The following is a 25,416-nucleotide window of genomic DNA, read 5'->3' on the forward strand; positions in this document are numbered from 1 at the left end:
TTCTGGAGGATGCGATGAAGCACCTGAACATCGCCGTAGGGATTATCCGTAACCCACAGCAGGAAATCTTCATCACACGCCGCGCTGCGGATTCGCACATGGCTGGCTTTTGGGAATTCCCTGGCGGCAAGATTGAGCAGGGCGAAACGCCGGAGCAGGCATTAGGCCGCGAATTGTTGGAAGAGACCGGGATCCGCGCCAATCAGGCACGGTTACTGGAGGTGCTGGAACACCGCTTCACCGATCGGATCGTAACGCTGAATTTCTATCTGGTGGAGGATTGGAAGGGCGAACCCTATGGCCGTGAAGGGCAGCCGATGCGTTGGGTAAAGCAGGCCGACCTGCGTGAGGAAGAGTTCCCCGAAGCCAACGTCAGTATCATCAAGCTGTTGGTGGCGCAGGCCAGTGCCGTGTAGTTAGTTTTCGGCCTGGCAAGGCCAGGCCAATAATACCGTTTTAATGGTTGTTGCTGTCTCTGTCTTCACTCCAATCTTCACTTTCGTTCAGATCTTCGTTGCTCGGAATGCGCTTCTCTTCATCGGCCCATTCACCCAGATCGATCAGCTGGCAGCGCTTGCAGCAGAATGGACGATATGGGCTCACTTCACCCCATACCACGCCTTTGCCACAGGTTGGACATTTTACTACGGTCATATTCATTCCTTTCTCCCTCTTAAACCCAAGGGGTGATTAACAACAGGCCAGCTCAAAGGTAAGACGCTCTGGCACTGTGCCGTTTTCGCTGTCTAGCGGCAGGAAACGGATGGCATAGCGCGTCTTGTGGCCGGAAATCTGCGGGTAAAGCTGGTAAGCCAGATTAATACGCAAGCGTAACAGATCGGCCCCTTCGGCGTTATCCTGGAAGAAGCCGTTGAGGCTGATCTGATTGCGGAACGGCCCGGCCTGGCGCACCAGATCCAACACGATGGTCAGCGCCTGATTCAAGGGTTCGAGGGTTTGCAACCACTCTGCCACGTCGGCATCACGCTCATTTTGTGCCACATGCATCCACATATGCAGTGTAGGCAAATCAAAGCTGCAACAGCCACCGGGGATGCTCAGACGTTGGCGAACCAGGCTAATCAGCCGGTCTTCACGCAGCGCCTGGCCCATACGCGGAGCAGACATCAGTGCAGATGCACAGCCTTTCAACTGGCTGCGTAGCTGATTGACCACCGAGATATCGACACCGGGCAATTCTGCCCACTGCAGTAATTTTTGCTGCTGGCGTTCCAGCTCTTTGAGCAGTTCGGTGCGCACTTCGCCACGTTCCAATACGTCCAGCAGGTCCGCAACGGTACGGAAAAAGGTCAGGGCGATAGCGGTTTCGCTCAGTGCTCTTTGGCCATGCAGTTGTTGTAATAAAAACTCGATCCGCAGCCAGGTGCGCATTTTTTCATTTAACGGGTGTTCAAAGAGAACAGTCGGGGAAGCGTCACTCATTCGGTGTGATCCTGTCGGGTCGCTGAGGTTGCCAGCTCAATATAGTGTTGATGCAATGCGGCGACATGGGATTCAATTCCTTGTGCGCTACCGCTATTGTCAATTACGTCATCCGCTACGGCCAGACGTTGTTCGCGCGTGGCCTGTGCAGACAGAATATTCAGCGCCTGCTGACGGCTGATGCCGTCGCGGGCCATGGTTCTGGCTAATTGTGTTTCGCTGTCGACATCCACCACTAAAACGCGGTCGGCACGATCCTGCAGGCCGTTTTCTACCAGCAAGGGGACAACCCATAGTACGTAACAACTCTGGGCGTTGGCTAGTTGGCGTTGCGTTTCCCGCTGTATCTGCGGGTGCAGCAACTGGTTTAGCCAGCGCTTTTCGTCGGGATCGCTGAAGATCCTCTGACGCAAAGCCGCACGGTTGAGGGATCCGTCCTTCAGCAACATTTCATTACCAAAATGTGCCGCAATGGCGTCCAATGCCGGGGTTCCAGGCTCAACAACCTGGCGAGCAATGATATCCGCATCCACAATGGCCACGCCAAAACGTGCAAAGGCGTTGGCAACGGTGGACTTACCGCTGCCGATACCGCCGGTTAATGCCACTAGGTAGGCCATGGTCAAAGGGGATCCTGATATTCGCCAAAAATAATAAACGAATCATAAAGCGATCGTGCAGAAGTGCAAGCGGGTGCGTGTGACTTGCCCTGCGCTTGGTGTTTTGTGAGGGGGATAATTTGAGCCGCGGCATTGGGAAAATGAGGCGGCAATCACATTGGGATGTCGCAGGTAAATTTATGGGATTGTACCGTAAATAAAGGCGAAATCGCAGTCTTGCCGAGCGATTATTAGTGCGTATGATAACACCACTGGAACTGGCAAGAACAATACCCGCCGCCTTTCAAGCTGAAACTTGAAATTCATCGGGTAGTGGTTCGAAATCCCCTTGCGATCCGTCGCCAAAAACCAGGAAATCATAAGTCATGCGTATTGAAGAAGATTTGAAGTTAGGCTTTAAAGATGTGTTGATCCGCCCAAAGCGTTCCACGCTGAAAAGCCGCTCGGAAGTTGAACTGGAGCGCCAGTTTACCTTCAAACATTCAGGTTACAACTGGTCCGGTGTGCCGATTATTGCCGCCAATATGGATACGGTTGGCACCTTCCGCATGGCCGAGGCCCTGGCAACCTTCGACGTTCTTACCGCCGTTCATAAACACTACACCGTTGAGCAATGGGCCGAGTTTGTTCAGCGCTCTTCCGACTCCGTGTTGCGTCATGTGATGGTGTCTACCGGCACTTCTGAAGCCGACTTCGTCAAGATGAAGCAGATCCTGGCCCTTTCCCCAGCGTTGAAATTTATCTGCATCGACGTGGCCAACGGTTATTCCGAACACTTTGTTGCCTTCCTGAAAAAAGCCCGTGAAGCTTGCCCTAGCCATGTGATCTGCGCGGGTAACGTGGTTACCGGTGAAATGGTGGAAGAGCTGGTGCTGTCCGGTGCCGACATCGTCAAGGTCGGGATTGGTCCTGGTTCGGTCTGTACCACCCGTGTGAAAACCGGTGTGGGCTATCCGCAGCTTTCCGCGGTGATCGAATGTGCCGATGCTGCACACGGTCTGGGTGGACAGATTGTCAGCGATGGCGGTTGTTCCGTACCGGGTGACGTGGCGAAAGCCTTCGGCGGCGGCGCAGACTTTGTCATGCTGGGCGGGATGTTGGCCGGGCACGACGAATGTGAAGGCACCGTGGTGGAAGAAAACGGTGAGAAGTTCATGCTGTTCTACGGTATGAGCTCAGAGTCTGCCATGAAACGCCATGTGGGCGGTGTAGCTGGCTACCGTGCTGCGGAAGGTAAAACCGTCAAGCTGCCGCTGCGTGGTGAAGTCGAGTTTACCGTGCGTGATATCCTCGGTGGCCTGCGTTCTGCCTGTACTTATGTGGGCGCAGAACGTCTGAAAGAGCTGACCAAACGCACCACCTTTATCCGCGTAGCGGAGCAGGAAAACCGCGTTTTCGGCAGCAAATAATTGCCTGACCCGGTACGGGCGCAGCAATGCTGCGCCCGTAACAAACAGGGCAAAAATTGAAAGCATTACCCCAGTACATTCCCCAGTTGGAATATCGGCAAATACATCGCGATCACCAACGTACCCACAATCCCGCCAACCACTATCATCAACAAAGGTTCCAGCGTTTGCGCCAGCGTATCGGCGAGTTCATAGGTCTGTTGTTCGTGCCAAAGCGCCAGCTTGTCCAACAGGACATCGAGCGTGCCGGATTCTTCCCCCACCCGCACTAATTGCTGGCATAGCGAAGGAAACAGCGGCTGTTGAGCTAGTGCGCTATGGAAAGGATACCCTTGAGAGAGCTGCTGTTCGATCGCCGTCAGCGCTTGGCAATAAAACACAATATTCACCGAAAGTTTCGCGGCGCTTAGCCCTGCCACCAGCGTCAATCCGGCCTGCTGCGTCATGGCCAGAATACGGAACACCTGGCTCAGGCAATTGCCCTTGACCAACGAGGCAATCAACGGAATGCGTAGCAACATTGCCTGCTCACGTTGTTGCCAATCGGCTAACGGATGCAACCTACGCCAATAAAATCCTGCCAGCCCAGCCACCGTGAGCAACAGATAAGGCCCGGTAGCAATCAATGCGCCGGACAGTGCCAGCAGCCTTTGAGTAAACCAGGGCAACGGGGCGTCAAATGACTGATAAATCTTGGCAAACTCTGGCAGCACCATCACCAACATCAGTATGGTGACTGAAATGGCCACCAGGCAGATAAACAGCGGGTAGCGCAGCGCCTTCAGCACTTTTTTCTGTAGCCTTTGCTGAGCTTCCTGTTGCTGTGCCAACTGTAGGCAGCAGCGATCCAGATTACCCGTCAATTCGCCGATGGCGATCAGTTGGCGGTAGATTAGCGGGAATACGCGATGTTGGTCTGCGATCACCTCGGAAAAGGGTTGCCCCATCGCCACGCTATTGCTGATTTCCAGCAACAGACAGCGCCAGGCCGCCGACTGATGCTCCTGAGCCAGCAACTGTAGGCTATTGACCAACGGTAACCCGGCTTGCAGCAGAGTTGCCAACTGACGGGTGAATTGGATCATCGGCTCGCCACGCCATTGACGTGCGGAGACCCGTTTCCCCGCCCCCAGTTGGTAAGGCTGCAATCCTTGCTCCAGCAAATGCTGATAGACCTGATTTTTCTCCTCCGCCAGCAGTTCGCCACTGCGAATTCCACCTTGGCTATCGATGGCTTGCCAAACAAACAGACGGCGAGTTTTCATGCTGTACTCTCACCTTGAGTGTTCACCCCGACTACGCGGTACAGTTCCTCCAGCGAGGTTATTCCCTGGGCGACCAGCTCCAGGCCCGCTTGTAGCAGCGTTGTTTGGCCCTGCTGCTGTGCGATATCGGCCAACTGGATCACCGAGGCATTTTGCATCAGGGCATTTTGGATTTCGGGTGTGATCTTCAGCAGTTCGTAAACGCCGATCCGGCCGTAATAACCGCCAAAGCAATGCTCACAGCCAGCTGCACGCCACGGGATCAGGGGTTCCGGCCAAAGGGTAGCCGGGAAGTTCAGGATCTCAACTTGTGGATAGCGGCAATGGGGGCACAAACGTCGCACCAGGCGCTGGGCGATCACCAGTTTCAGGCAGGCCGCCAGCAGGTAACCGGGAATGCCCATTTGGGTCAGGCGGGTCAACGTTTCGCAGGTGGAGTTGGTGTGCAGGGTCGATAGCACCAAATGCCCGGTTTGTGCCGCCTTGACGGCAATTTCTGCCGTTTCTTTATCGCGGATCTCGCCGATCATGATGACATCCGGATCCTGGCGCAGCAGGGCCCGTAACACGCGAGCGAAGTCCAGATCGGTTTTGCTGTTGATCTGTGTCTGGTTAATACCGAACACCGGGATCTCGATGGGATCTTCAACGCTGCACAGGTTGCTCTGCGCATCGTTCAGTTGGCGTAACCCGCTGTACAGCGTCACGGTTTTACCGCTGCCAGTCGGGCCGGTTACCAGGATCATGCCTTGCGGGTTGCAGAGGGCATTGGCATACCACCCAAGTGCTTCCAGACTCATACCAAGCTGCTCGAGCGGCAGCTCCTGGCGATCGGTTTGCAGGATCCTCAGTACCACCTTTTCGCCATACAGCGTGGGTAAGGTGGAGATCCGCATTGAGAAACTGGCATTATCCAGCTGCACGCTGAGTTGGCCGTCCTGTGGCAGGCGGCGCTCGGCGATATCCAGTTGCCCCATGATCTTCAGCCTGGCAGTGATCCTGGCCGCCAGAGAAAAGGGCGGAGAGGCGATCGCCTGTAGCACACCGTCGATCCTGAGTCTGACGCGGAATCGCTGCTGATAAGGTTCAAAATGCACGTCAGAGGCACGCCGTTGAATGGCGCTACGCAGCGTTTGGTTAATAAATTGCACCACCGGCGTGTCGCTGTCGTCGTTTAGCGAAGGGGGCAGCTCCTCGGTATTTTCCGGCGGTGGAACCAGGGCGAGGGATTGCCGCTGATTCTGTGCCTGTTCCAGCCGCGCAACGGGCCATTGCTCAATCCCCACGCTTTTGCCGGTGGCGAAACGCAAAGCGCTCACCAGTGCCGCAGGGATTTCACCATGCAGGGCGATAGTCAGCCGCTGCTCGTCTTCGCTGAGTGCCAGTGCCTGATAGCGTTGGCACAGCGTGTGGATTTCATCGCTGATTTCCATGCCGTCCCTCCTTTACTACTGCGCTGCATCATCAAAACGGAAAACTTCCTGGCAGGTTTCCTGCAGGCTGGAGTTACTACTGCTGCATTGGCGCGTCCAGCGCATCGGGCCGGTGGAGTCCATTGTGGGAGCCAGGGTCACCGTCAGGCCTTGCAGGCTCTGTGTGCCGACCAGGCTGATGGTTCCCCCGGTGACTTTGATACTGCTGACGTAACGTGTTGTCGCTCCTGCAGGGATCCCTTTGCTGCCAGCATCGCAGCCAGACGGGCCACCGCCTTCCAATGCGCACAATTCAACCGCCATTTTGTACGGCACCATGGCCTGCAACATATCGGTCATGGCGGCCTTCTGGATATAGCGCTGATAGGCGGGGATGCCAATGGCGCTGAGGATGGCGACGATGGCAATCACCACCATCAATTCGATTAGGCTAAAACCGCGTTGTGTTTCCATCTGTTGTTTCCTCCGTGTCATCAGGAGGTAACGTTAAAATGGCCAACGGCAGGTAGCGAGGGAGGAATGCGGATTATGCGTGGCTGTTCCACCACAATACGTCCGTGTTACGCGGCGTTGAAAAATAATGCGTAGTGCATCACAACCGGGAGGAAATGATGCCTGTTTGCGTATTACCTCATCCGCCAGAGCCGTTGACTAAGCTGGAAAGCGTCCGTTTTTTATCTAAAATTTTCCACTCACAAGGTATGATTATTCTTATGAGGTAAGAATGATCCTGTATTTGGCTTTTTTTAATTAATGCGATAACGATAGGGTTTAACCCTTTTTTTTAGAGTGTGGCACCTGTTTTTTTCTAAGAATACTCCTTTATCAATAATTCCGTAATATAATTCTTATATAATATTTATCAATAAAAATACCATTGATCTGCTTTGGAGATCACGGTATCTTTGCCCTCGCCGTAACAGAGAAGTTAATAAATATCATCTATTCTGCGCTTTAATAAAGGCATGGGTTATCGTGCCTTTATATTGAGCGTAGATTTGTTCTATCGTTGATGATAGACATAACTAGGGCTATTTATTTCACTTTTATATAAGGATGATGTTGTGAAAAAATTAAACGTTTCTGAAGCTAGCACAATCGTTGGCGGCACTTGCAAAACCTGTAGCGTTGAGTATGTAAACATTACCCCAACTACTTGTAATGCGGTTACCACTTGTGTAGACAAAGATGGCAAGGTTGTTAGCGTTGACAGCAAGCCAGTTCCACTGAGCAGCTGCCCTGCCCAGCCATAATGTAAACATTGGTTCCCTGTCTGACAGGGACTGATGCCAGTGCTGGTGCGGTGAGGTTTATCGCATCAGCCTGTTTGATTCTCGTGCATTTTTAATGGACAGGGATGTGACTGCTGCAAGGATTATTGCAGCCTGCCTGACTAAAACAATCAATATCCCTCCGTTATTAAGTGCTAATCGATTTACCCTTATACATTAAGGTTTGTGATTATTCACACGCAGCCTTGAAAGATATTGGGTATATGTAATTTAGGACGTAGCGCTCATGTTCAAGAAGCCCTTTTATCTTTTCGCCTATACCCTTTTGGTTATTATTATATCTTCGCTGATCACCACGGCTTATTTCCACTATTTTGTGCTGAATCAGAATGCCGGTCCTGAACAACAGGCTCTGACCATGGTCAGCGAGAGCGACGTTAAAACCAGCCCGATAAATACGGATAATACGATTATCGAGATCTTCTCTTACGGCTGCCACTATTGCGCCTTGAACGAAGAGAATGTTGCCAAGATGGAAGCGCGGATGCCCGCTGGGACTCAACTGGTCCGTGTGCATATCGCCAACCAAAACAATGATGGCCTGGCGAGCTTTGCCCCGTTGTTTGCCACGCTGACGGTGATGGGCATTGAACCACAGCACCGTGAGAGCGCTTATAACGCCATTATCAAAGGTAAAATTGATTTAAGTAACCCGGTCAATCGCGATAAATGGTTAACGAAAAACGGTATCGATCTTGATGCCTATAACAAGGCAAGCCAGACACCGCAGGTAGCAGAGCTACTGGACTATATGACCAAAGTATCCGGGCATTACAAAATCAGGGCGACCCCAACGTTTATCGTCAACAAAAAGTGGATGGCCGTGCAGGATCGCGATTTCCCTGAGTTTGCCGATCATCTGCTGTCATTGTTGCAGAATGATAAACCGCTGGAGAAATAATGCGTTTATTTGCCGTATGGATATATCTGACGTGGAGAGAGGCGCTCACAGGCATTGCTCGCGGTTTGTTGCCCTTGCGCAGGGCATACGGCAAGACGGTTTGTTGGCTGCTGCGCCATGGCAGCTACCGTTGGTTCCTTGGGCTGGCGGCACTGGGCCGCTGGCTGCGATTAGGTAACCGGGGCGATCGTCGGCGCGCCTTTGTGGCCGAGGCGAACAAGCAATCTCTGCTCGGGGCTGACTACCAAGGGAATTTTGCCCGCACCAGTCAGCGCCGCCGTTTACTGGAGCTGGCCGCAACCTACGGCCAGAATCCTCAGGTCGCAGCCCAACTGGCTCGCTGCCAGGCAGAACTTAATGCGGTCGTCGAGCCTTTGCATCAGGCTGGGCACCCAGTGGTGCTGGCACCGCTGCATATGCTCTCTGACGTGCTGGCCGGTATGGTCGGTGCGGGGGTATTTCCGGGAAAGGCGACGGCCATTGTCTCCGTGAGCGTGGAGGTGTATCACGCCAGGGCGCGGGAATTAGGGGGCGTTAACCTGTCCTATTGCTCGATCCATGATGATAACCGGGAAATTGCTGGCAATCTGATGGGAGCGATTATGGAAGCGGCCGATCATCAACGCAATATCATGATTTTTCCGGATATCTCGCCGGATTACACCGTCAATACCAATAAGGCGCAAACGGCAAAGCTCAGTTGTCGTCTGTTTGATCGCCCGGCCAATTTGCACAGCGGCGTGATCCGCATTGCCCGAGCGCTGTCGGCGCAGGTGGTGTTTTATTACCTGTATTACGACAAAGAGATAAAAATCCACATTGACCCGCCGATGCCGGCGCGCAGTGTGAAGGCCAGGCTGCCGGAAATTGTTGAGAGTTCGATCGTCCGCCACCCCGAGGACTGGCTGTTATGGCACGCACATTCGTTATTTTTTATCAATGAATAAACCGGAAATTGAAGAAGTCAGATCATGGAAAAGATAATCCCGACGCTGGTCTTTCAAGGCGAAACTAACGAATGTGGGCTGGCCTGCATCGCCATGATGGCGGAAACCCAGGGGATTGATGTCTCGCTGGAAAGCCTGCGTGAACGCTATCCGGCCTCGCAGCATGGCACCTCGCTGGCCAGGCTGTGCGATATCATGGGCGAATTGGCGATGCCCGCTTATCCCGTGGCTTTTGAGCATGACGAACTGGCGGAACTGCCGCTGCCCGCCATTTTGCATTATGGCGCCAGCCATTACGTGGTGCTGGCCTACCGTAAAGGCAACCATGTCTGCGTCATGAATCCGGGCATCGGCCAACAACTGCTGCCTATCGATGCGTTAAAGCTGGACATCAGCGGTTTTGCGCTGGTGCTGGACAATGAAACCCAGCCCGATCCGCAGGCGCTGGCCAACGTGCAGCGCAGTAAACGCTTTCGCATGTTCGACACCATGAGTCTGAAAGAAACGGCACGTATCCCCGGCATTTACCGGTTGATGATACTGGCGTTTCTGATCTCGTTAACCCTGTTTATCATGCCGACGATGGTCAGTAGCGCCATCAACCAGGTCTTTTCCTCTGCGGGAAAAACAGATTTCCCCTATTTTTACTTCCTGCTGGCGTTTGTCGTTTCGACCACGTTGGCCTTCGGCGTGCGCTGGATCACCGAGCGATTTATTAAACGCTTTGTGGTGGTCAACAGCGTGGCGGGCTTCTCGCGCTTGCTGAGTAACTCGCTGAACTTCTTTGATAAACGTGCACCAGGTGACGTGTTTAGCCGCTTTGCCAGTTGGCAGATGGCCTCGGGCATTAAAATCGAGCTGGATAACGGCCTGCGTACCGACTGGATCATCGGTGCCATCGCGCTAGCGGTGATGTGCTACATGAGTCCACTGCTGGCCATGGTGTCTGGTATCAGTGTCACCCTGATGGGGCTGGTTAGCATCTGGGCCATCTATCGTGACCGCTATTTTACCCAGCAAATGCAGGTCAAAACGGCCGATCAGAGCGACTTTATCCTGGAGAGCATTCAAGGGTTCGCCACCATCAAGTCTGCTGGGCTCGATAGTCAACGCAAGGGCCTGTTTGCCAAATATGCCCTGGCGCTGTTTACCTGCCGCCAGCAACAGAGAATGTACGAGCAGGTCAAAAGCAGCCTGTATCAGCTGATCGGCAGCCTGGAGATGGTGCTGTTTATGTTCCTGGCGCTGCCGTTGTTGAAAAACGAAACTATCACGCTCGGGGAGTTCTTTGCCTATAGCTTTGTGCGTGAAATTTTCACCTCTTACATCACCAAAATTTTCTATTCCATCCTGCAAAAGAATCAGCTGAACGTGATTGATACCCGCGCGCGGGATCTGTTTCCGTCACGTTCTGCACCGGAGTCAGGCAATGATGCGGTCCCTGCGCCCATCCCGTCGTTCACCTCGCTGCTGCGTTATCACCATATCGCCTTTGCCTATGACGCCCAGCAACCGGTGCTGCACGATCTTTCGCTGTCGCTCACGCCGGGCCAAAGCATTGCCATTGTCGGTGAATCTGGCGCGGGTAAAAGCACCTTGCTGAAGGTGATGACCGGCCTGATGCCACCACAGCAAGGGGACGTCATGGTGGATGGTCAGCCGCTCGATTATCAGCAGGTGCATGCGCTGTTCTTCCTGCAAAGCCAGGAGGACATCTTGTTCAATGCCACGGTGTTGGAAAACATCACGCTGTTTGATGAGAACTTTAATGAGCAAAAGCATCGGCAGATTGAGCGCTCGCTGGAGGGGCTGAATCTTGCCCCGGTGATCGAGAAATTGCCGGGCGGCCTGAATGCCCTGATCCGTGAAAGCCATGCTGGGCTGTCTCAGGGGCAACGCCAACGTCTACTGTTGGCTCGGGCCATGTACAGCGATCGCCCGGTGCTGGTGCTTGATGAACCTACGGCCAATCTGGATGAAGAAACGGCGCATCAGGTGATGGCCACCTTGCTGGCGCATTGTCGCGAACGGCATAAAACGTTGATCACCGTGACGCACAGCGAGAGCGTATTACCGATGTTTGATCGGGTGTTCCGCGTGAGCAATGGCCATGTGGCCAGCGTCGAAACATCACCGACACTGACTACGGCGGTGTGCTGATGAAGCTGAAACGGGTTGGCATAACCAAACGCTGGCTGGTGCCGATGGCCTTGCTGTGTTTGGTGGCGATGGGGGCGATCGTCTGGTACGCCAGTGTACCCACGCAGGAAAATGCCTATGACACCGAAGAGATCACCCGTGGCGATATTGAAAAAACCGTGCTTGCCACTGGCATTCTTAAACCTGCACTGCAGGTCAGCGTTGGTGCCCAGGTTAACGGACAATTGCAAAAGCTGTATGTGAAGCAGGGCGATCGTGTCACCCGCGGGCAACTGCTGGCGGAAATCGACCCGACCTTGCAACAAAACGCACTGCGTAAATCTGAGGCAGCCCTGCAAAGTGCCGAAGCACAAAAACAAGTCACCCAGGCAACGCTCAAACAGTATCAACAGGAACTGAAGCGTCAGCAAAAGCTGGATCGTGATGGTTCTGGGGTGAAAAGCGAATTGGAAAAGGCGCAGGCGCAGTTCCAAACCCAGGTTGCCCAGTTGAAGGTCAACGATGCGCAGATCGTCCAGGCGCAGATGGAGCTGGAAACCGCCAAGGCCAATCTGGGCTTTACCCGCATCGTTGCGCCGATCGACGGTGAAGTGCTGGGGATCGTCACCAAGGAAGGGCAGACCATCGTATCGTCACAGACCGTCCCGACCATTCTGGTGCTGGCGGATGTGGATACCATGACGGTACACACCCGTATTTCAGAGACCGATATCCTGAAGGTACGCGTGGGGCAACCGCTGTGGTTCTACGTGGTGGCCGATCCCAAGCAGCGTTACGAAAGCGTGATGGGCTCGATCCAGGAAGCGCCAAGCGACGCTTTGCGGGAAGATAACCCGTCCAGTTCCTCTAATCAGCAAGCCTCGGCGGTGTATTACAGTGGGGTATTTGCCATTGCCAACAGCAAACGTCTGCTGCGTACCTCTATGACCGCTCAGGTATTTATCATTACCGAGCAGGCGAAGAACGCCCTGCGTGTCCCGGTGGCCGCCTTTGGTGAACAACAGGGTAAAGATCGTTATCAGGTGCAGGTGATGAACGGCAAACAGCTTGAATCACGATGGGTTCGCATCGGCTTGAACGACCGCCAGTTTGCCGAAGTGAAAGAAGGACTGAAAGAGGGCGACCGCGTGGTGTTGATGGGGAGCGCTAGCAATGGTTAAGCCAACCCCTGCGCTGATTTCACTGAGCGGGATCTCACGTCATTTTGTCTCCGGGTTGCAGACGGTAGCGGTGCTGAAAAATGTCTCCCTATCCATCCAGCCTGGCGAGATGGTGGCGATCGTGGGGGCGTCCGGCTCGGGGAAATCCACGCTGATGAATATCATCGGCTGCCTGGATAAGCCAACCGAGGGGGAGATGCAGATCAAGGGGATCTCCACCCAACTCGCCAGCAGTGAGCAGTTGGCCCAGTTACGCAGCCAGTACATCGGGTTTATTTTCCAACGCTATCACCTGATGCCGTACCTGAGCGCCAGCGAAAACGTCGCCATTCCTGCCCTGTATACCGCCATGCCAGCGGCGGAGCGTCAGACAAGGGCTGAATACCTGCTTACCCGGCTTGGGTTGCAACAGCGGATGAACTACAAACCGGCGCAGCTCTCCGGCGGGCAACAGCAGCGCGTCAGTATTGCCCGAGCGTTGATGAACGGGGCCGAAATCATTCTGGCCGATGAACCGACGGGGGCGCTCGATCGCGCCAGTGGGCAGGAGTTAATGGAGATTCTGCACTCTCTGCATCGCTCGGGGCACACCATCATTATCGTCACTCACGATCGGGATGTCGCCAATCAGGCGCAGCGTATTATCGAAATCAGCGACGGTGAAATTATTGCCGATAGGCGCAATGAAGCGGTTGCACCACTGGAAACCCGTCCCGTATTGCCGGTGGTTGCTGCTACTGGGCGTAACCCGTTCTGGCAGAGCGTGCAAGAGGCGATCAAGATGGCCTGGCGTGCGCTGATGGGGCACCGTGCCAGAGCCTTCCTGTCGATGCTGGGCATCATTATCGGCGTCTCCTCCGTGGTGTCGTCGATGGCGGTGGGTGAGGGTGCAAGGCAAAATATTCTCAGGGAGATCGGCCAACTGGGCAACAGTACGTTGGAAATCCGCCCTGGTGAAGGGAGAGGGAAAGTGCGCCCTGACTTTGCGCGCGCATTGAAGGTTTCCGATGTAGAACTGTTGGCTCGCCAGCCTTATGTCGACAGTGTATCGCCAGTGGTCAGCACAGCGGTTACCGCGGTGCGCGGTGGCAAAGAGGTTACGGTGGCGATTTCTGGCATCAGCAATGCCTATTTCCGCGTGCAGGGCCTGCATTTTATCTCTGGTAACGGTTTTACCCAGCGCGATCTGGACGAGCGGGAACCGGTGGTGATTATTGATCCGGAATTACGCGATACGCTGTTTGAAACGGATGAAACACCAGAAGGGGAAATCATCCAGCTTGGCGGTACGCCTTACCGGGTGATCGGCGTTGCCGAACGTAAAGGCGGCAAATTCAGCGGCATGATGCTGGGCGCCTGGATGCCCTATACCGCGCTGCTGGAGCGTATGTCCGGTGATATGCCGATCGAGTCCATGACCTTGCGTGTACGTGACGGGCTTTCACCGAATGAGGTTCAGGGACGCGTGGAAAAACTAGTAGAACAGGCTCATGGCCAGCGTGACTTTTACACCCAGACCAACGATCAGATGACGCAGGCCATCCGCAAGGCGTCGGATTCGATGAATCTGTTGATCACCGCTATTGCCGGGATTTCACTGCTGGTGGGAGGCGTTGGTGTGATGAACATCATGCTGGTGTCGGTCACCGAGCGTACCCACGAGATTGGCATTCGTCTTTCGGTCGGTGCGCGGCCAGCGGACATTATGCGCCAGTTCCTGATTGAGGCAATGGTGATCTGCTCGCTTGGCGGGCTGATCGGCATTATTGGCTCCGGGTTGGCCGGGATGATCTTCTCGTGGGTAACCAAAGAGTTCACCATGATCTTTACCTGGCCACCGTTGGTACTTGCCTGCGGGTTCTCTGCACTGATCGGCCTGGGTTTTGGCTTCTTCCCGGCGCGCAATGCGGCACGTCTTCATCCCACGGAGGCGCTGGCACGCGAATGACGAACAACAAACTTTCTCTGGTGATGCTGTTGCCCCTGCTGCTGAGCGGTTGTGGCTCGTTGACGAAAAGCGACTATCAGCGGCCAATGTTGTCGGTGCCCGCTGAGTGGCGAGTGCAGGATACCGGTTCTGGCTATCTGCAACACACTGACCACTGGTGGGATAACTTCGCGGATCCACAGCTCTCGATGCTGATCGGACGCGCGCTGACCAGCAACAACGATCTGGCCATCGCGGGCATACAGCTCCAGCAGGCCCGATTGGCGGCCGGGTTAACCGATACCAACTTAACGCCTGATGTTTCAGTTAAGGGTAACGCCAACAACAGTAAAAACCTGCGTAGCAATACCACCCCGACGGAGTCTTACAGCACGACGTTGTCGCTGAGCTATGAGCTGGATCTGTGGGGGAAATTGGCACGTGCCAGAGAACAGGCGCAGTGGCAGGCTGAAGCCACGGAGCAGGATCGGCAAAACACCGCGCTAACGCTGATCGGCAATACGGCGCAGTATTATTGGCAGATCGCCAACCTTAACCAGAAGATAAAACAGCAGCAAGCGGGCCTGGAAATCAGCCAGCAGACGCTGGCTCTGGTGCAGTCACGTTATGCTTCCGGTGCTGCCGGACAGCTCGATCTGTTACAGGCGAAACAGTCGTTGCTTAATCGCGAGAACACCTATCGCACGTTGCAACAGCAGCGGGAAGAGAACCGTAATGCGCTGGCGATCCTGTTTAACCGTTCGCCCACCGATCGCCAGGCAGAGCGCAGCTCGCTGGACATCAATCAGGATGTGCCAATTGCCAAAGTGCTGCCGGTTGAGGTCATTGCCCGCCGTCCAGACGTGAAGGCGGCGGAAGGGCGTTTGCGAGCAGCCCTGGCAGGTTCGGATGTGGAGCGTTTAAGCTTCTATCCATCGCTGTCACTGGCTGCGTCACTCGGCTCTGCCAGCAGCATTTTCTCTCAATGGTTCAGCAATCCTGTCAGGACGCTGGGAGCCAACGCTGCGCTGCCGTTTGTGCAGTGGAACACGGTGCAATTGACCATTGAGAAATCCAATCTGGACGTCAAACAGGCGGCGATCGTCTTCCGCAGCAAGGTTTATAGCGCGCTTTCCGACGTGGATAACGCCATGTCGCAACGGCTCAGCTATCAACAGCAAAAAATCAATCAGCAACAGAATCTGCAGCTTAGCCAGCAGCGGCTGGTATTGGCTAGAAGCCAGTACCAGGCGGGGGCGGTCTCTTTCCAGAGCTTGCTGGATGCCGAGGACGATTTGCTGACCATCGAAACCAATTTGTCAGATCTACAGTACAACTACCTCAATGCCACCATGAAACTGTGGCTGGCGTTGGGCGGCGGTGTGGAAAAAACGGTGATATAACAGGATGAAGTCATGAATAAAGATGCTTTGCCACGTCGCGTGGTGGTTACAGGTTTCGGTGCGGTCACACCATTAGGGATGAATGCCGAGCAAAGCTGGGCAGCGATCATGGATTATCAACTGGGCTATCGCCATGTCGATATGTCTGCCAAGGGGATCCAGTCACGTTTCTTCGGCGTGATCGACGATGAACCCAGCCTGAAGGGCGTCCCGGCGGCGATCCGCCGTCGTCTGCCACGTTTTGCCCGTCTTGCGCTGGGGGCGGCCCGCGAAGCGATGGAGATGGCCTTCCACGGTGAGAGCCCGGCGGCGTATTACGATCTGCTGGACTGCGGCACTATCATCGGCAGCGGCTGGGCGGGTCAGGATGAAACCCATCTTAACTACGAAGGCTATCTGCGTACGGGGTTGGGCTCACCGTTTGGCTGCTTCCTGTCCATGCCGAATGCGGCTACGGCAGCGTGCAGCCTGTTCTGGGGCCTGCGTGGTTATCAAAATAGCCCGATTGCCGCCTGCGCCACCGGAACGATCGCCATTGGTGATGCGGCCGAGGTGATCCGCAGCGGCCGTGCGTCGATGATGTTGGCCGGTGCCGGTGAGTCGTTGCGTACCGATGCAGCCGTGTGGAACATCGATATTCTGCGCGCCCTGGCAAGTGAACAGGAGGATGCTAGCAAGGCCTGCTGCCCCTTTAGCCTCGATCGTAACGGCTTTGTGCTGTCTGAGGGAGCTGCCGTACTGTGTCTTGAAGAGCGCGAAGCCGCACTGGCGCGTGGGGCAACGATCTTTGGGGAGATCAAAGGCTACGGCAACTACTCCGATGCCTTTGATTTTACCGCGCCAGCAGAAGACAAGATTGCCCGGGTGAAAACCATCCAGCACGCGCTGTACCAGGCTGGGGTGACGGCGGAAGATATCGATTATATCAATGCCCATGGCACGTCCACGCCGCTCAACGATCTGAATGAGACCCAGGCAATCAAGCTGGCCTTTGGCGAGGCGGCCTACCGCACGCCGCTTTCCAGCACCAAGTCTTACTCTGGACACCTGATTGCGGCGGCGGGCAGTTTTGAGTCCATTATCTGCCTGCAGGCGTTGCAGCATCAGTTGATGCCAGCCACCTGTAACCTGAAAAATGCCGATCCGGAGTGCGATCTGGATTACATCAGTGAAGGGCACCGCCCGGCCAAATTGCAGAACATCCTGAATCTGAGCTTCGGCTTCGGTGGTGCCAACGCGGCGCTGGTCATTGGGCAGGCATGAGCATGATCCTCAACTACACCCTGCGCGATGCCGAGGAGTGGGCCGCCTTTTCCGGTGACTACAACCCGATCCACTTTGATCTGCAACACGTCCGCAAAATGGGGGCCGATCAATTGAGCGTTCACGGGATGCGGGCAATGCTGGATATGAAACGTCAGTTGAGTGCGGCGCTGCTTGCAAGCCCGCCGGAACATGACTTTTATGTATTCAGTACCCGCATGCGTCGGCCGGTGCTGTGCCAGACGCCGTATGACTTGCTGATTGGGGCTAACGGCAAACAGATCACCGGCGAGTTGTTGGATTGCGCGACGCAGAAAAACTGCTTCAACAGCAAGCTGGCTGCGGGCCGCCCGTTGGAACTGGCGGCTTGCAATCACGAACATGCGCTGACCGTGGCCGAGGTGATGGCGCTTTGCCAGCCCTTCCCGGGGCAGGCATTGGAAGCCACGCAGGCGTGGAGTTTTTTCGATGCCCTGCTGTTCCAACTGTTGGTCAAGTCTCCGGAAACGTTGGCGGCGCTAGCCACCGCATTACCTGAACTCCGGGCCGCCACGTTGATCGACGTGTTTGCCCAGATCCCGGTGGTGCAAACGCACCATGAAACTCACTTCAGCGCCCGTTTGTTTACCCCCACGGCGCTGTTTGAATCCGAAGATCGGTTGTATTACCACATCCAGCCGATGCTGATTATTGGGGATAGAAGCAACGGGTTTGTGCTACGTGCGGTGATCGAGGCCAGAACGCAGCAGTATCCGTTGCTCGTCACCTCGGTGACCTTAAAAACATGGCCATTGGCCGACAATTAACTACAGGGATTTCATCATGGAAAAGTATCAACAGGTTTATGACACCGTCACTGAAATGATTTGCGATGCCAAAGATCTCGAAATGAGCGATCTGTCGCCAGAGATGCCGCTGCATCAGTTGAAGCTGGACAGCCTGGACTATGTGGAGTTGATGGTGTTGGCCAAACGTGAGTTTGGGGCCACGCTGACTGCCGAAATGTTCATCGACAAGCCGAATATGACGCTGGGTGAACTGTGTCAAAGCCTGGTCGACGCGCAACAGTGATCCTATGACTAAACAATGGGTGTTAGTGACTGGCGGTAGCCGGGGGATTGGTCGGGCGTTGGTGGAGGAGTTGGCCAGGCAGTGGAACGTGGTGTTCACCTGCCGTAGTGGCTCTGAGGCGGAGTCGGCAGTTATAGAAGCTTGCGCGGGTTTGCCGGGGTTGGTGGAGAGCTGTGTCTGTGACGGCAGCGATGAGCAGGCAGTGGATGTTGTGGCTCCACAACTGCTGGCTCGCCTTGGCGCGCCTTTTGCGGTGATCCATAACGCCGGGATCACGCAGGATGGTTTGCATATCCAGCAAACCGGGGAGCGCTGGCGGCAGGTGATCGACACCAACCTCAACGCCATCTTCTACTGGAATCGGCACCTGTTGCCCGCCATGATGGCGCAGGGGGAAGGGGCGATGGTGCTGATGTCTTCGGTGACGGGCATCAAGGGCAACATCGGGCAAACGGCCTATGGGGCCAGTAAGGCGGCGATGATCGGCCTGGGGAAATCTCTGGCGCTGGAAGTGGCCCGTTTTGGTATCCGGGTGAACTGTCTGCTGCCCGGGATTATCGAAAGCGAGATGACGCAGGCCATTCCGCCGGAGGCGCTGAAGGCGCTGCGTAAGCAAATCCCTCTACGCCGCCTGGGCAAAGCCAGCGAAGTAGCGCGTACCACCGCGTTTCTCATCGGAGATGATAGCCGTTATATGACAGGCCAAAGCCTGATCCTTGACGGGGGTTTGACCGTCTAAGGTAAGCCTGATTAACTCTTCTATTGGGGTATCTCTGCATACCCCAAGCGTTTTCGATAACTCCCTATTTCCTTACTTCAGAGCATCTACGATCACCCCCTCCTTCTATCAAATGGTGAGTCTAGCTTACGGTTTGCGTGGTTAAATAAAGCACCGATGTTAGAATTGCCTGTTGAAAAAACAGACTGTCCCACACGTTATTACTACGATGTGAAATGAATTAATGGCACTAAACCCGCTGAAATTCGATTTATTCCACAAAGTTATGATGAGCATCAGGTTGTAGCTTGACCAGAATTTTCTTATGTCGTTAAATCCAATATCTGGAAAAATGTGTATAGGGAAATACCGCATGTCGGCTAACACCAATCGTAAGTTTTTGAGCATGGATGAAGTACAGCGTTTACTTGATGCAATTCCTGAGCATAAGAATACCGTCCGCGATAAATGTATGTTGCTGGTTTGCTTCATTCATGGATTGCGCGTCTCCGAACTCTGTAATCTGCGCCTGCAAGATTTGGATCTACTTAGCAAAAAATTGTACGTTAATCGCCTGAAAAATGGCTTTTCTGTCCAACATCCGATCCAGCCGCGTGAGCACTCCGCTCTGGTCAGTTGGCTGGCCCTGCGCCCGCAATATCTTGAAGCAGACAGTGATTTTCTGTTTCTTTCACGCCAGGGGGGGCGGCTTTCTCGCCAGCAGATGCATCGCCTGTTTCGCGAGTATGGTGAACTTGCTGGACTGAATGTCCCCGTGCATCCGCATATGTTACGCCACGCCTGTGGCTATGCGCTGGCTGATGGCGGCATCGATACTCGCTTAATCCAGGATTATCTGGGCCATAAAAATATACAGAATACGGTAATTTATACAGCCAGTAACGCGGGGCGTTTTCGTTCGATCAGAATATAATTCAAATCTGTTTGAAAAGCAGTTTATTTAATTCATCTATAATAGTTAGACTCATCCAATCTAGGTTGAGTCTACTATCGTATATATAGCCACCTCTAACCTATTATGCAGTCATGGATAAGAATGTTATGAAGATATAATATATCAATCCAGCGTTGGCTTCTGCACTCATTATTGATAGAGCATTTCATTACATTGAGAATGAGTTTTTTCGGATTTATCTCACACTTAAGAAAGAATAACCCTTTAAATCATAGATCATTGGCTTTTCTATGGCGTTTCTTTTTTTTTGTCGGATATCCTTAGCAATTCCATGGCTGTTGTCTTTTTTCCTCTCCGCTATACTGATTCTGGGATAGGTTGAAGCTGTAGCAACCCTTGCATCAGCGATCCTATGAATCTTGTAGGTATGTAAAAGGATGAATAGCCCTGCACATTTTTTAGTAAAGTCACAGTGAGGCACTATGAATAATCGCAAGCATCTGACTCCTTCCGAAGTTGCGCGTCTGCTAGGAGCTACTCAGCATGGTAAACATGCCGAACGCGATTACTGTTTGATTTGGATGTGTTTTATCCACGGATGTCGCGTCAGTGAGATCAACCGCTGGCGCCTTTCCGATATCGATTTGGAGGGTAAAAGCATTTATATCCATCGCCTGAAAAACGGCTTTTCCACCATTCATCCTTTATATGCCCAAGAACATAAAGCGTTACGCGCCTGGTTAAATGTCAGACGTACTTATCGAGGCGCCGACAGCGACTGGTTATTCCTTTCCGAGAAAGGGAATCATCTATCCCGCCAGCGTATCTATTGGTTAATGCGTAATTACAGTGAGTTGGCTGGTCTGGAGGTTAACGCCCATCCTCACATGCTGCGACATGGTTGTGGATTCGCGCTGGCCGACCGCGGGATAGATACTCGGTTGATTCAGGATTTTCTTGGGCATAAGAATATTCAGCACACCGTACTTTATACGGCCAGCAACGCGCGGAGATTTAAAGAAGTCTGGTAAACAAATGTAATGATTTAATTCACCCGGTACACTTTGAACTAAACTGTCACGCACTCTAGGGATTATCTTTTCGCGAGTCAACAAATTTGTTGTAGGTACATTCTTAATTTTAAAATAACAATACATATCAATGATTTGTGTTTATTTCTAGCCAGTTATTCATTATTGACCTTCCCCAATAGTGGCTGTTCAAGCCCACTTCTGATGGTTCTATAAAATCCCCCCTCGATACCAAGCATAGCTTTAATTTTTTACTATTGTTTATTAATTGATCACCCATTGGAATTTAATGCTGTTTAAGTGTGATATTTAGCATAAATAATTGGACGGTACACTTTAGTTCAAAATGACTCGTCGGTGCGATAAGGCTTAACGGCTTGATGGGTTATTTAACGGGAGAGGTTCTCGCTTGGAGCTAAATAAACAGGGAACGACATAAGGCTATGTCAAATAATTTTGCTATGCACATGGGTGCATTACATTAAAGGAAAGTGTTGTATGAAAAAGAATCTGATTGCTGTTGCCGTATTGGCCTCCTCTGTGTTTGCCGTTACCGCTGCTGCCGCTGCTGATGGTCAAGTCGATTTCGTTGGTAAAATCACCGATGACGCTTGTGTTGTGACTAACAACCCAAGCAGCCCACTGCAGGTGAATCTGGGTGAAGTCGCTACCACTTCCTTCAACGTGGGCGGCGTTCCGACTGCGGGTGTTAAATCTTCTGCAACCAATTTCACCATCAAATTGACAGGTTGCCCGGCTGCGGCAACTCAAGCTTCAGTCAAATTTGACGGTATCGCTGTATCTGGTGACAACACCGTTCTGGCACTGACTGCTGGTGGCGCAACGGGTGTTGGTATTCAGCTGAGCGATGACGCTAACGCTGTGGTTCCATTGTTTACCGCATCTAAATCATATCCACTGGTTGTGGGTAACAACGATCTGAACTTCGTTGCACGCTATATCTCTACCTCCGCCACCATCACTTCTGGTGTCGCGAACTCCACCGCTAGCTTCACCCTTAACTACAACTAAGACTTTACCAATTCGACGTAGAGATTAGTTGTTCTGATTTCAGGCCGGCGGTAGTTGAGCTGGCCTTTATGTCTCATTTCACGGGGTGTTTGTATGAAATTTATTCCTGCCACGGTGCTGACGAGCTTGCTGATGATGAGCTGTGCTGCTCAGGCCGGTGTGGTTGTGGGCGGTACGCGCCTGATTTATGAAGGCGGTAAAAAGGAGTCTTCACTGAGCGTCAGTAACCCGGACAAGGGGCCATACCTCATCCAGACCTGGGTAGAGACCACCGCAGGTGGCGCTGAGAAAGCCCCCTTTGTGGTGACCCCGCCGCTGTTCCGCCTGGATGGCGACCAGAAAAACGTCCTGCGCGTGGTGCGTGCCGGGGGCAATCTGCCCTCAGATAAAGAATCGTTGTATTGGATGAACATCAAGTCCATCCCCGCAGCCAGCAAAGCTGAAGTCCGCAATACGCTGCAAATTGCAGTGAAGACGCGCATCAAGCTGATTTACCGCCCGGAGGGCATCAAAGGCACGCCGGAGCAAGTCACAGAGAAACTGACCTGGCAACGCAGTGGTAATCACTTGCAGGTGAACAACCCGACGCCGTTTTATATGAACTTCTATGAGGTGAAGGTTGCAGGCAAGAAATTGAGCGATGTGACCTATGTGGCTCCGATGAGTACAGCAAGCTTTGCACTGCCAACCGGAGTGAGTGGCGGCCCGCTCAGTTGGAAAATTATCAATGATTACGGGGCGGTAAGCAAAGAGCAACTCGCGTCGTTATAGCCTTCAGAGAGCAGGGATCCCCACAGGCCGTGGGGCACAGGACACAGGGGTAGTTTCACCCTGTAGGCAATGGAGTCAAACGGATGAATAATTATAAAAGCCAGGCCGGGCACTCGCCGCGCGTCAGTCGGTTGGCGTATTTGATCGCTACCCAGCTGGCATTGATGGGAACCCTATCTTTTAGCGTACAGGCGCGTGACTATTTTAACCCTGCACTGCTGCAAATGGATAACCCAAACCAGGGCGCGACAGATTTAACGGTTTTTGAAGAAGGCATAGGTCAGGCACCGGGCACCTATCGGGTCGATATCTATCTCAATAACGAACAGCAGGACACACGGGATGTGACGTTCAGTATGCAAAAAGGGGCTGATGGCAAAGAGCATCTGCAACCTTGTCTGAGCGTAGAGCAACTTAATGCCTTGGGGGTGAAAACCGATTTATTCCCAGGGCTCGGTGATGCCAAGTCACAATGCGCCAACATCAGTGCCATTCCCCAGGCCAGCGCCAAGTTCCGTTTCAGCGAACAGCAATTACTGATCAGTATTCCTCAGGCAGCCCTCTCACAGAAAGCGCGTGGTTACGTTCCTGAAAGCCAATGGGATCAAGGTATCCCGGCATTGCTGCTCAACTACAGCATGAGCGGAGCCAACACTTATGCACGTAATGGGAATAACCAAGACAGCAACAGCCAGTTCGTCAACCTGCGGCCGGGTGTCAACCTCGGGGCGTGGCGGTTGCGTAACTACACGACCTGGAGCCGAAGCAGTGACGGCCAGGATAAATGGGACACCATCTATACCTATGCCCAGCGTGACATTATCGCGCTGAAAAGTCAGATGACGCTGGGGGATAGCAGTTCGCCTTCGGACGTGTTCGACAGCGTACCGTTCCGTGGTGGGCAGTTGGCCTCGGACGACGAAATGATACCGGACAGCCTGAAGGGCTATGCGCCAATGGTACGGGGTATTGCACGAACCAATGCGCAGGTGACTATCCGCCAGAACGGTTATGTGATTTACCAGACCTACGTGGCGCCAGGTGCGTTTGAAATCAACGATATGTTCCCTACCGGGGGCAGCGGTGACCTGCTGGTGACCATTAAGGAAGCCGACGGTAGCCAACAGCAGATGGTGGTGCCGTTTGCCTCGCTGCCCGTGCTGCAGCGTCAAGGTCGTTTGAAGTACTCGCTCACCAGCGGGCAGTACCGTTCTTATGACAACAGCATAGACAAGACCCTGTTTAGCCAGGGTACAGCGATTTATGGTTTACCCAATGGCTTTACCGCCTACGGCGGTGGCCAGTTTGCCAGTAAGTACCAGTCTGTGGCCTTGGGGCTGGGCAAGAACATGGGTGACATCGGTGCCATATCGGCAGACGTGACCCAGGCATGGTCTACGATGCAAGACCAACCTAAAACCGATGGCCAATCATGGCGAGTTCGTTACAGCAAGAACCTCGTACAGACTGGTACCAACTTCTCGATTGCCGGATACCGTTACTCAACGGCGGGCTACTACAGTTTGCAGGAAGTATTGGACACCTACCGTGACGGTAGTAGTTACCGGCTCACCGACCGCAAGCGCAACCGCAGCGAGTTGACCATCAGCCAGAACCTGGGAGATGCGGCGGGAACCCTGTCATTAAACTGGGTCAGCGAAGATTACTGGAACAGCGATCGTACCTTACGCTCGATCGGTGTCGGCTATAACAACAGCTGGAACGGTATCAGCTACGGGTTGAGCTACAGCTATAACGAAAACTCGACGGCCAGTGGCAACAGCAGTGGCGCCATTTATGACCGCGATCAGATCTTTGCGCTTAACGTCAGCATGCCGCTGGATCGTTGGTTGAGCAGGACTTATGCCAGCTACAACCTGAACACCAGCCAGAAGGGTTCCACTAACAACGCCGTCGGCCTGAACGGCACGGCGTTAGCGGACAACAACCTGAGTTGGGGCGTACAGCAAAGCTATGGCAACAAGGGCATCGGCAACGGCGGCAACCTGAATGCCGACTATCGCGGTACCTATGGGGAAGTGTTGGCGGGCTATGCCTACGATCGCAACAGTCAACGACTCAACTACGGCCTGCAGGGCGGCATTATAGCGCATCAGGACGGGGTGACCTTCGGCCAGCCGTTGGGGGAAACCATTGCGCTGGTGAAAGCACCAGGAGCCGGTGGCACGGGGGTTAACAACCAGACCGGGGTTAAAACCGACTGGCGTGGTTATGCCATCGTGCCGTACGTCAGCCCTTATCGCAAGAATCAGGTGCAGTTGAATACCGAGACTTTGGCGGATGACGTTGAGGTGGAGTTGACCTCTCAGAACGTGGTGCCAACCCGTGGTGCTGTAGTTCGAGCCAACTTCCAGGCCAACGTGGGCCAGCGAATACTGATGACGCTGTTACGCCAGGGCGGCGCACCGGTACCGTTCGGTGCCACGGTGAGCGATCCGGCACAGAAAACGGCACAGGGCTTTATCGTCGGGGACGGTGGCCAGGTTTATCTGACCGGGATGGCAGACAGCGGCAGCCTGAATGTGAAGTGGGGCAGCGCTTCAGACCAACAGTGTCAGGTGAGTTACTCACTGACAAAACAGACAACGGAAAGTGCTGGCATTCAGATGCTGAATGCGCAGTGCCGGTAAGGA

The 25,416-nt window shown here is 53.7% G+C and carries 24 protein-coding genes; 18 read left to right on the plus strand and 6 right to left on the minus strand.

What is annotated here, in order from left to right; genetic code table 11:
• Positions 1-14: 14 nt before the first annotated feature.
• Positions 15-416 (plus strand): 8-oxo-dGTP diphosphatase MutT, encoded by a 402-nt coding sequence (gene mutT, locus KGP17_RS03940; RefSeq protein WP_059199744.1) that lies wholly within the window; start codon positions 15-17, stop codon positions 414-416.
• 40 nt (positions 417-456) lie between these two features.
• Here the strand turns inward: mutT and yacG are convergent, their stop codons facing one another.
• Genes yacG through coaE form a run of 3 tightly spaced genes read right to left on the minus strand, consistent with a single transcriptional unit; the run spans position 457 to position 2,063 of the window.
• Positions 457-660 carry a DNA gyrase inhibitor YacG gene (yacG, locus tag KGP17_RS03945; RefSeq protein WP_223498881.1) on the minus strand — a complete coding sequence of 68 codons (204 nt, stop codon included), beginning with the start codon at positions 658-660 and terminating at the stop codon, positions 457-459.
• Positions 661-690: 30 nt separating this feature from the next.
• A complete protein-coding gene (zapD, locus tag KGP17_RS03950) occupies positions 691-1,443 on the minus strand; it encodes a cell division protein ZapD (protein ID WP_059199745.1) in 753 nt (250 codons plus the stop codon).
• Positions 1,440-2,063: a dephospho-CoA kinase gene (gene coaE / locus KGP17_RS03955; RefSeq protein ID WP_071682183.1), complete on the minus strand. Its 624-nt coding sequence runs from the start codon at positions 2,061-2,063 to the stop codon at positions 1,440-1,442. Before coaE ends, zapD begins: the two co-directional genes overlap by 4 nt.
• Positions 2,064-2,428: 365 nt before the next feature.
• On the opposite strand from coaE, the gene KGP17_RS03960 reads away from it, so the two are divergent.
• On the plus strand, positions 2,429-3,472 hold the full coding sequence (locus KGP17_RS03960; protein ID WP_021179338.1) for a GMP reductase: 1,044 nt from the start codon (positions 2,429-2,431) through the stop codon (positions 3,470-3,472).
• Between the two features lie 65 nt (positions 3,473-3,537).
• Here the strand turns inward: KGP17_RS03960 and hofC are convergent, their stop codons facing one another.
• The 3 genes from hofC to ppdD are packed head-to-tail and all read right to left on the minus strand — an operon-like array spanning position 3,538 to position 6,623.
• Positions 3,538-4,737, minus strand: coding sequence for a protein transport protein HofC (gene hofC / locus KGP17_RS03965; RefSeq protein ID WP_059199747.1), 1,200 nt, complete (start codon positions 4,735-4,737; stop codon positions 3,538-3,540).
• Positions 4,734-6,170, minus strand: coding sequence for a type II secretion system protein GspE (gene gspE, locus KGP17_RS03970; RefSeq protein ID WP_223498882.1), 1,437 nt, complete (start codon positions 6,168-6,170; stop codon positions 4,734-4,736). The genes hofC and gspE overlap by 4 nt, the downstream gene beginning before the upstream one ends.
• 15 nt (positions 6,171-6,185) lie before the next feature.
• The gene (gene ppdD, locus KGP17_RS03975) at positions 6,186-6,623 is read right to left on the minus strand and encodes a prepilin peptidase-dependent pilin (RefSeq protein WP_059199749.1); all 438 of its coding nucleotides are present in this window, start codon (positions 6,621-6,623) and stop codon (positions 6,186-6,188) included.
• Positions 6,624-7,234: 611 nt separating this feature from the next.
• On the opposite strand from ppdD, the gene KGP17_RS03980 reads away from it, so the two are divergent.
• The 16 genes from KGP17_RS03980 (at position 7,235) to KGP17_RS04055 (ending at position 25,413) form a co-directional block, all read left to right on the plus strand.
• Positions 7,235-7,423: a DUF4762 family protein gene (locus KGP17_RS03980; RefSeq protein ID WP_071926037.1), complete on the plus strand. Its 189-nt coding sequence runs from the start codon at positions 7,235-7,237 to the stop codon at positions 7,421-7,423.
• Between the two features lie 265 nt (positions 7,424-7,688).
• Positions 7,689-8,363, plus strand: a complete 675-nt coding sequence (locus KGP17_RS03985) for a DsbA family protein (RefSeq protein WP_059199750.1) — start codon at positions 7,689-7,691, stop codon at positions 8,361-8,363.
• Entirely contained in the window at positions 8,363-9,310 is a 948-nt protein-coding gene (locus tag KGP17_RS03990; protein WP_115159074.1) for an ABC transporter, read from the plus strand. Before KGP17_RS03985 ends, KGP17_RS03990 begins: the two co-directional genes overlap by 1 nt.
• Positions 9,311-9,334: 24 nt before the next feature.
• Positions 9,335-11,470 carry a peptidase domain-containing ABC transporter gene (locus KGP17_RS03995; protein ID WP_115159075.1) on the plus strand — a complete coding sequence of 712 codons (2,136 nt, stop codon included), beginning with the start codon at positions 9,335-9,337 and terminating at the stop codon, positions 11,468-11,470.
• A gap of 68 nt (positions 11,471-11,538) precedes the next feature.
• Positions 11,539-12,630 carry an efflux RND transporter periplasmic adaptor subunit gene (locus tag KGP17_RS04000; protein ID WP_371822173.1) on the plus strand — a complete coding sequence of 364 codons (1,092 nt, stop codon included), beginning with the start codon at positions 11,539-11,541 and terminating at the stop codon, positions 12,628-12,630.
• Positions 12,623-14,578 carry an ABC transporter permease gene (locus KGP17_RS04005; RefSeq protein ID WP_059199754.1) on the plus strand — a complete coding sequence of 652 codons (1,956 nt, stop codon included), beginning with the start codon at positions 12,623-12,625 and terminating at the stop codon, positions 14,576-14,578. Before KGP17_RS04000 ends, KGP17_RS04005 begins: the two co-directional genes overlap by 8 nt.
• An 86-nt stretch (positions 14,579-14,664) precedes the next feature.
• Positions 14,665-15,960 carry an efflux transporter outer membrane subunit gene (locus tag KGP17_RS04010; protein WP_371822175.1) on the plus strand — a complete coding sequence of 432 codons (1,296 nt, stop codon included), beginning with the start codon at positions 14,665-14,667 and terminating at the stop codon, positions 15,958-15,960.
• A gap of 12 nt (positions 15,961-15,972) precedes the next feature.
• Positions 15,973-17,223 carry a beta-ketoacyl-[acyl-carrier-protein] synthase family protein gene (locus KGP17_RS04015; protein ID WP_094982142.1) on the plus strand — a complete coding sequence of 417 codons (1,251 nt, stop codon included), beginning with the start codon at positions 15,973-15,975 and terminating at the stop codon, positions 17,221-17,223.
• Complete coding sequence (locus tag KGP17_RS04020; RefSeq protein WP_071926038.1) at positions 17,220-18,029, plus strand: MaoC/PaaZ C-terminal domain-containing protein; 810 nt, start codon at positions 17,220-17,222, stop codon at positions 18,027-18,029. Before KGP17_RS04015 ends, KGP17_RS04020 begins: the two co-directional genes overlap by 4 nt.
• 16 nt (positions 18,030-18,045) lie before the next feature.
• The gene (locus KGP17_RS04025) at positions 18,046-18,294 is read left to right on the plus strand and encodes an acyl carrier protein (RefSeq protein ID WP_021179352.1); all 249 of its coding nucleotides are present in this window, start codon (positions 18,046-18,048) and stop codon (positions 18,292-18,294) included.
• A gap of 4 nt (positions 18,295-18,298) precedes the next feature.
• Positions 18,299-19,033, plus strand: coding sequence for an SDR family NAD(P)-dependent oxidoreductase (locus KGP17_RS04030; RefSeq protein ID WP_094982141.1), 735 nt, complete (start codon positions 18,299-18,301; stop codon positions 19,031-19,033).
• Positions 19,034-19,385: 352 nt separating this feature from the next.
• Entirely contained in the window at positions 19,386-19,946 is a 561-nt protein-coding gene (locus KGP17_RS04035; protein WP_094982140.1) for a tyrosine-type DNA invertase, read from the plus strand.
• A 464-nt stretch (positions 19,947-20,410) separates the two neighbouring features.
• Entirely contained in the window at positions 20,411-20,959 is a 549-nt protein-coding gene (locus KGP17_RS04040) for a tyrosine-type DNA invertase (protein ID WP_115159080.1), read from the plus strand.
• A gap of 498 nt (positions 20,960-21,457) precedes the next feature.
• The gene (locus KGP17_RS04045) at positions 21,458-21,991 is read left to right on the plus strand and encodes a fimbrial protein (protein ID WP_059199759.1); all 534 of its coding nucleotides are present in this window, start codon (positions 21,458-21,460) and stop codon (positions 21,989-21,991) included.
• 93 nt (positions 21,992-22,084) lie between these two features.
• On the plus strand, positions 22,085-22,762 hold the full coding sequence (locus KGP17_RS04050) for a molecular chaperone (RefSeq protein WP_021179357.1): 678 nt from the start codon (positions 22,085-22,087) through the stop codon (positions 22,760-22,762).
• A gap of 83 nt (positions 22,763-22,845) precedes the next feature.
• Positions 22,846-25,413, plus strand: coding sequence for a fimbria/pilus outer membrane usher protein (locus KGP17_RS04055; RefSeq protein ID WP_223498883.1), 2,568 nt, complete (start codon positions 22,846-22,848; stop codon positions 25,411-25,413).
• Positions 25,414-25,416 lie beyond the last annotated feature (3 nt).

This window comes from Serratia sp. JSRIV001 (genome assembly GCF_019968745.1).
In the GTDB taxonomy this organism is placed as follows: Bacteria; Pseudomonadota; Gammaproteobacteria; order Enterobacterales; family Enterobacteriaceae; genus Chania; species Chania fonticola_B.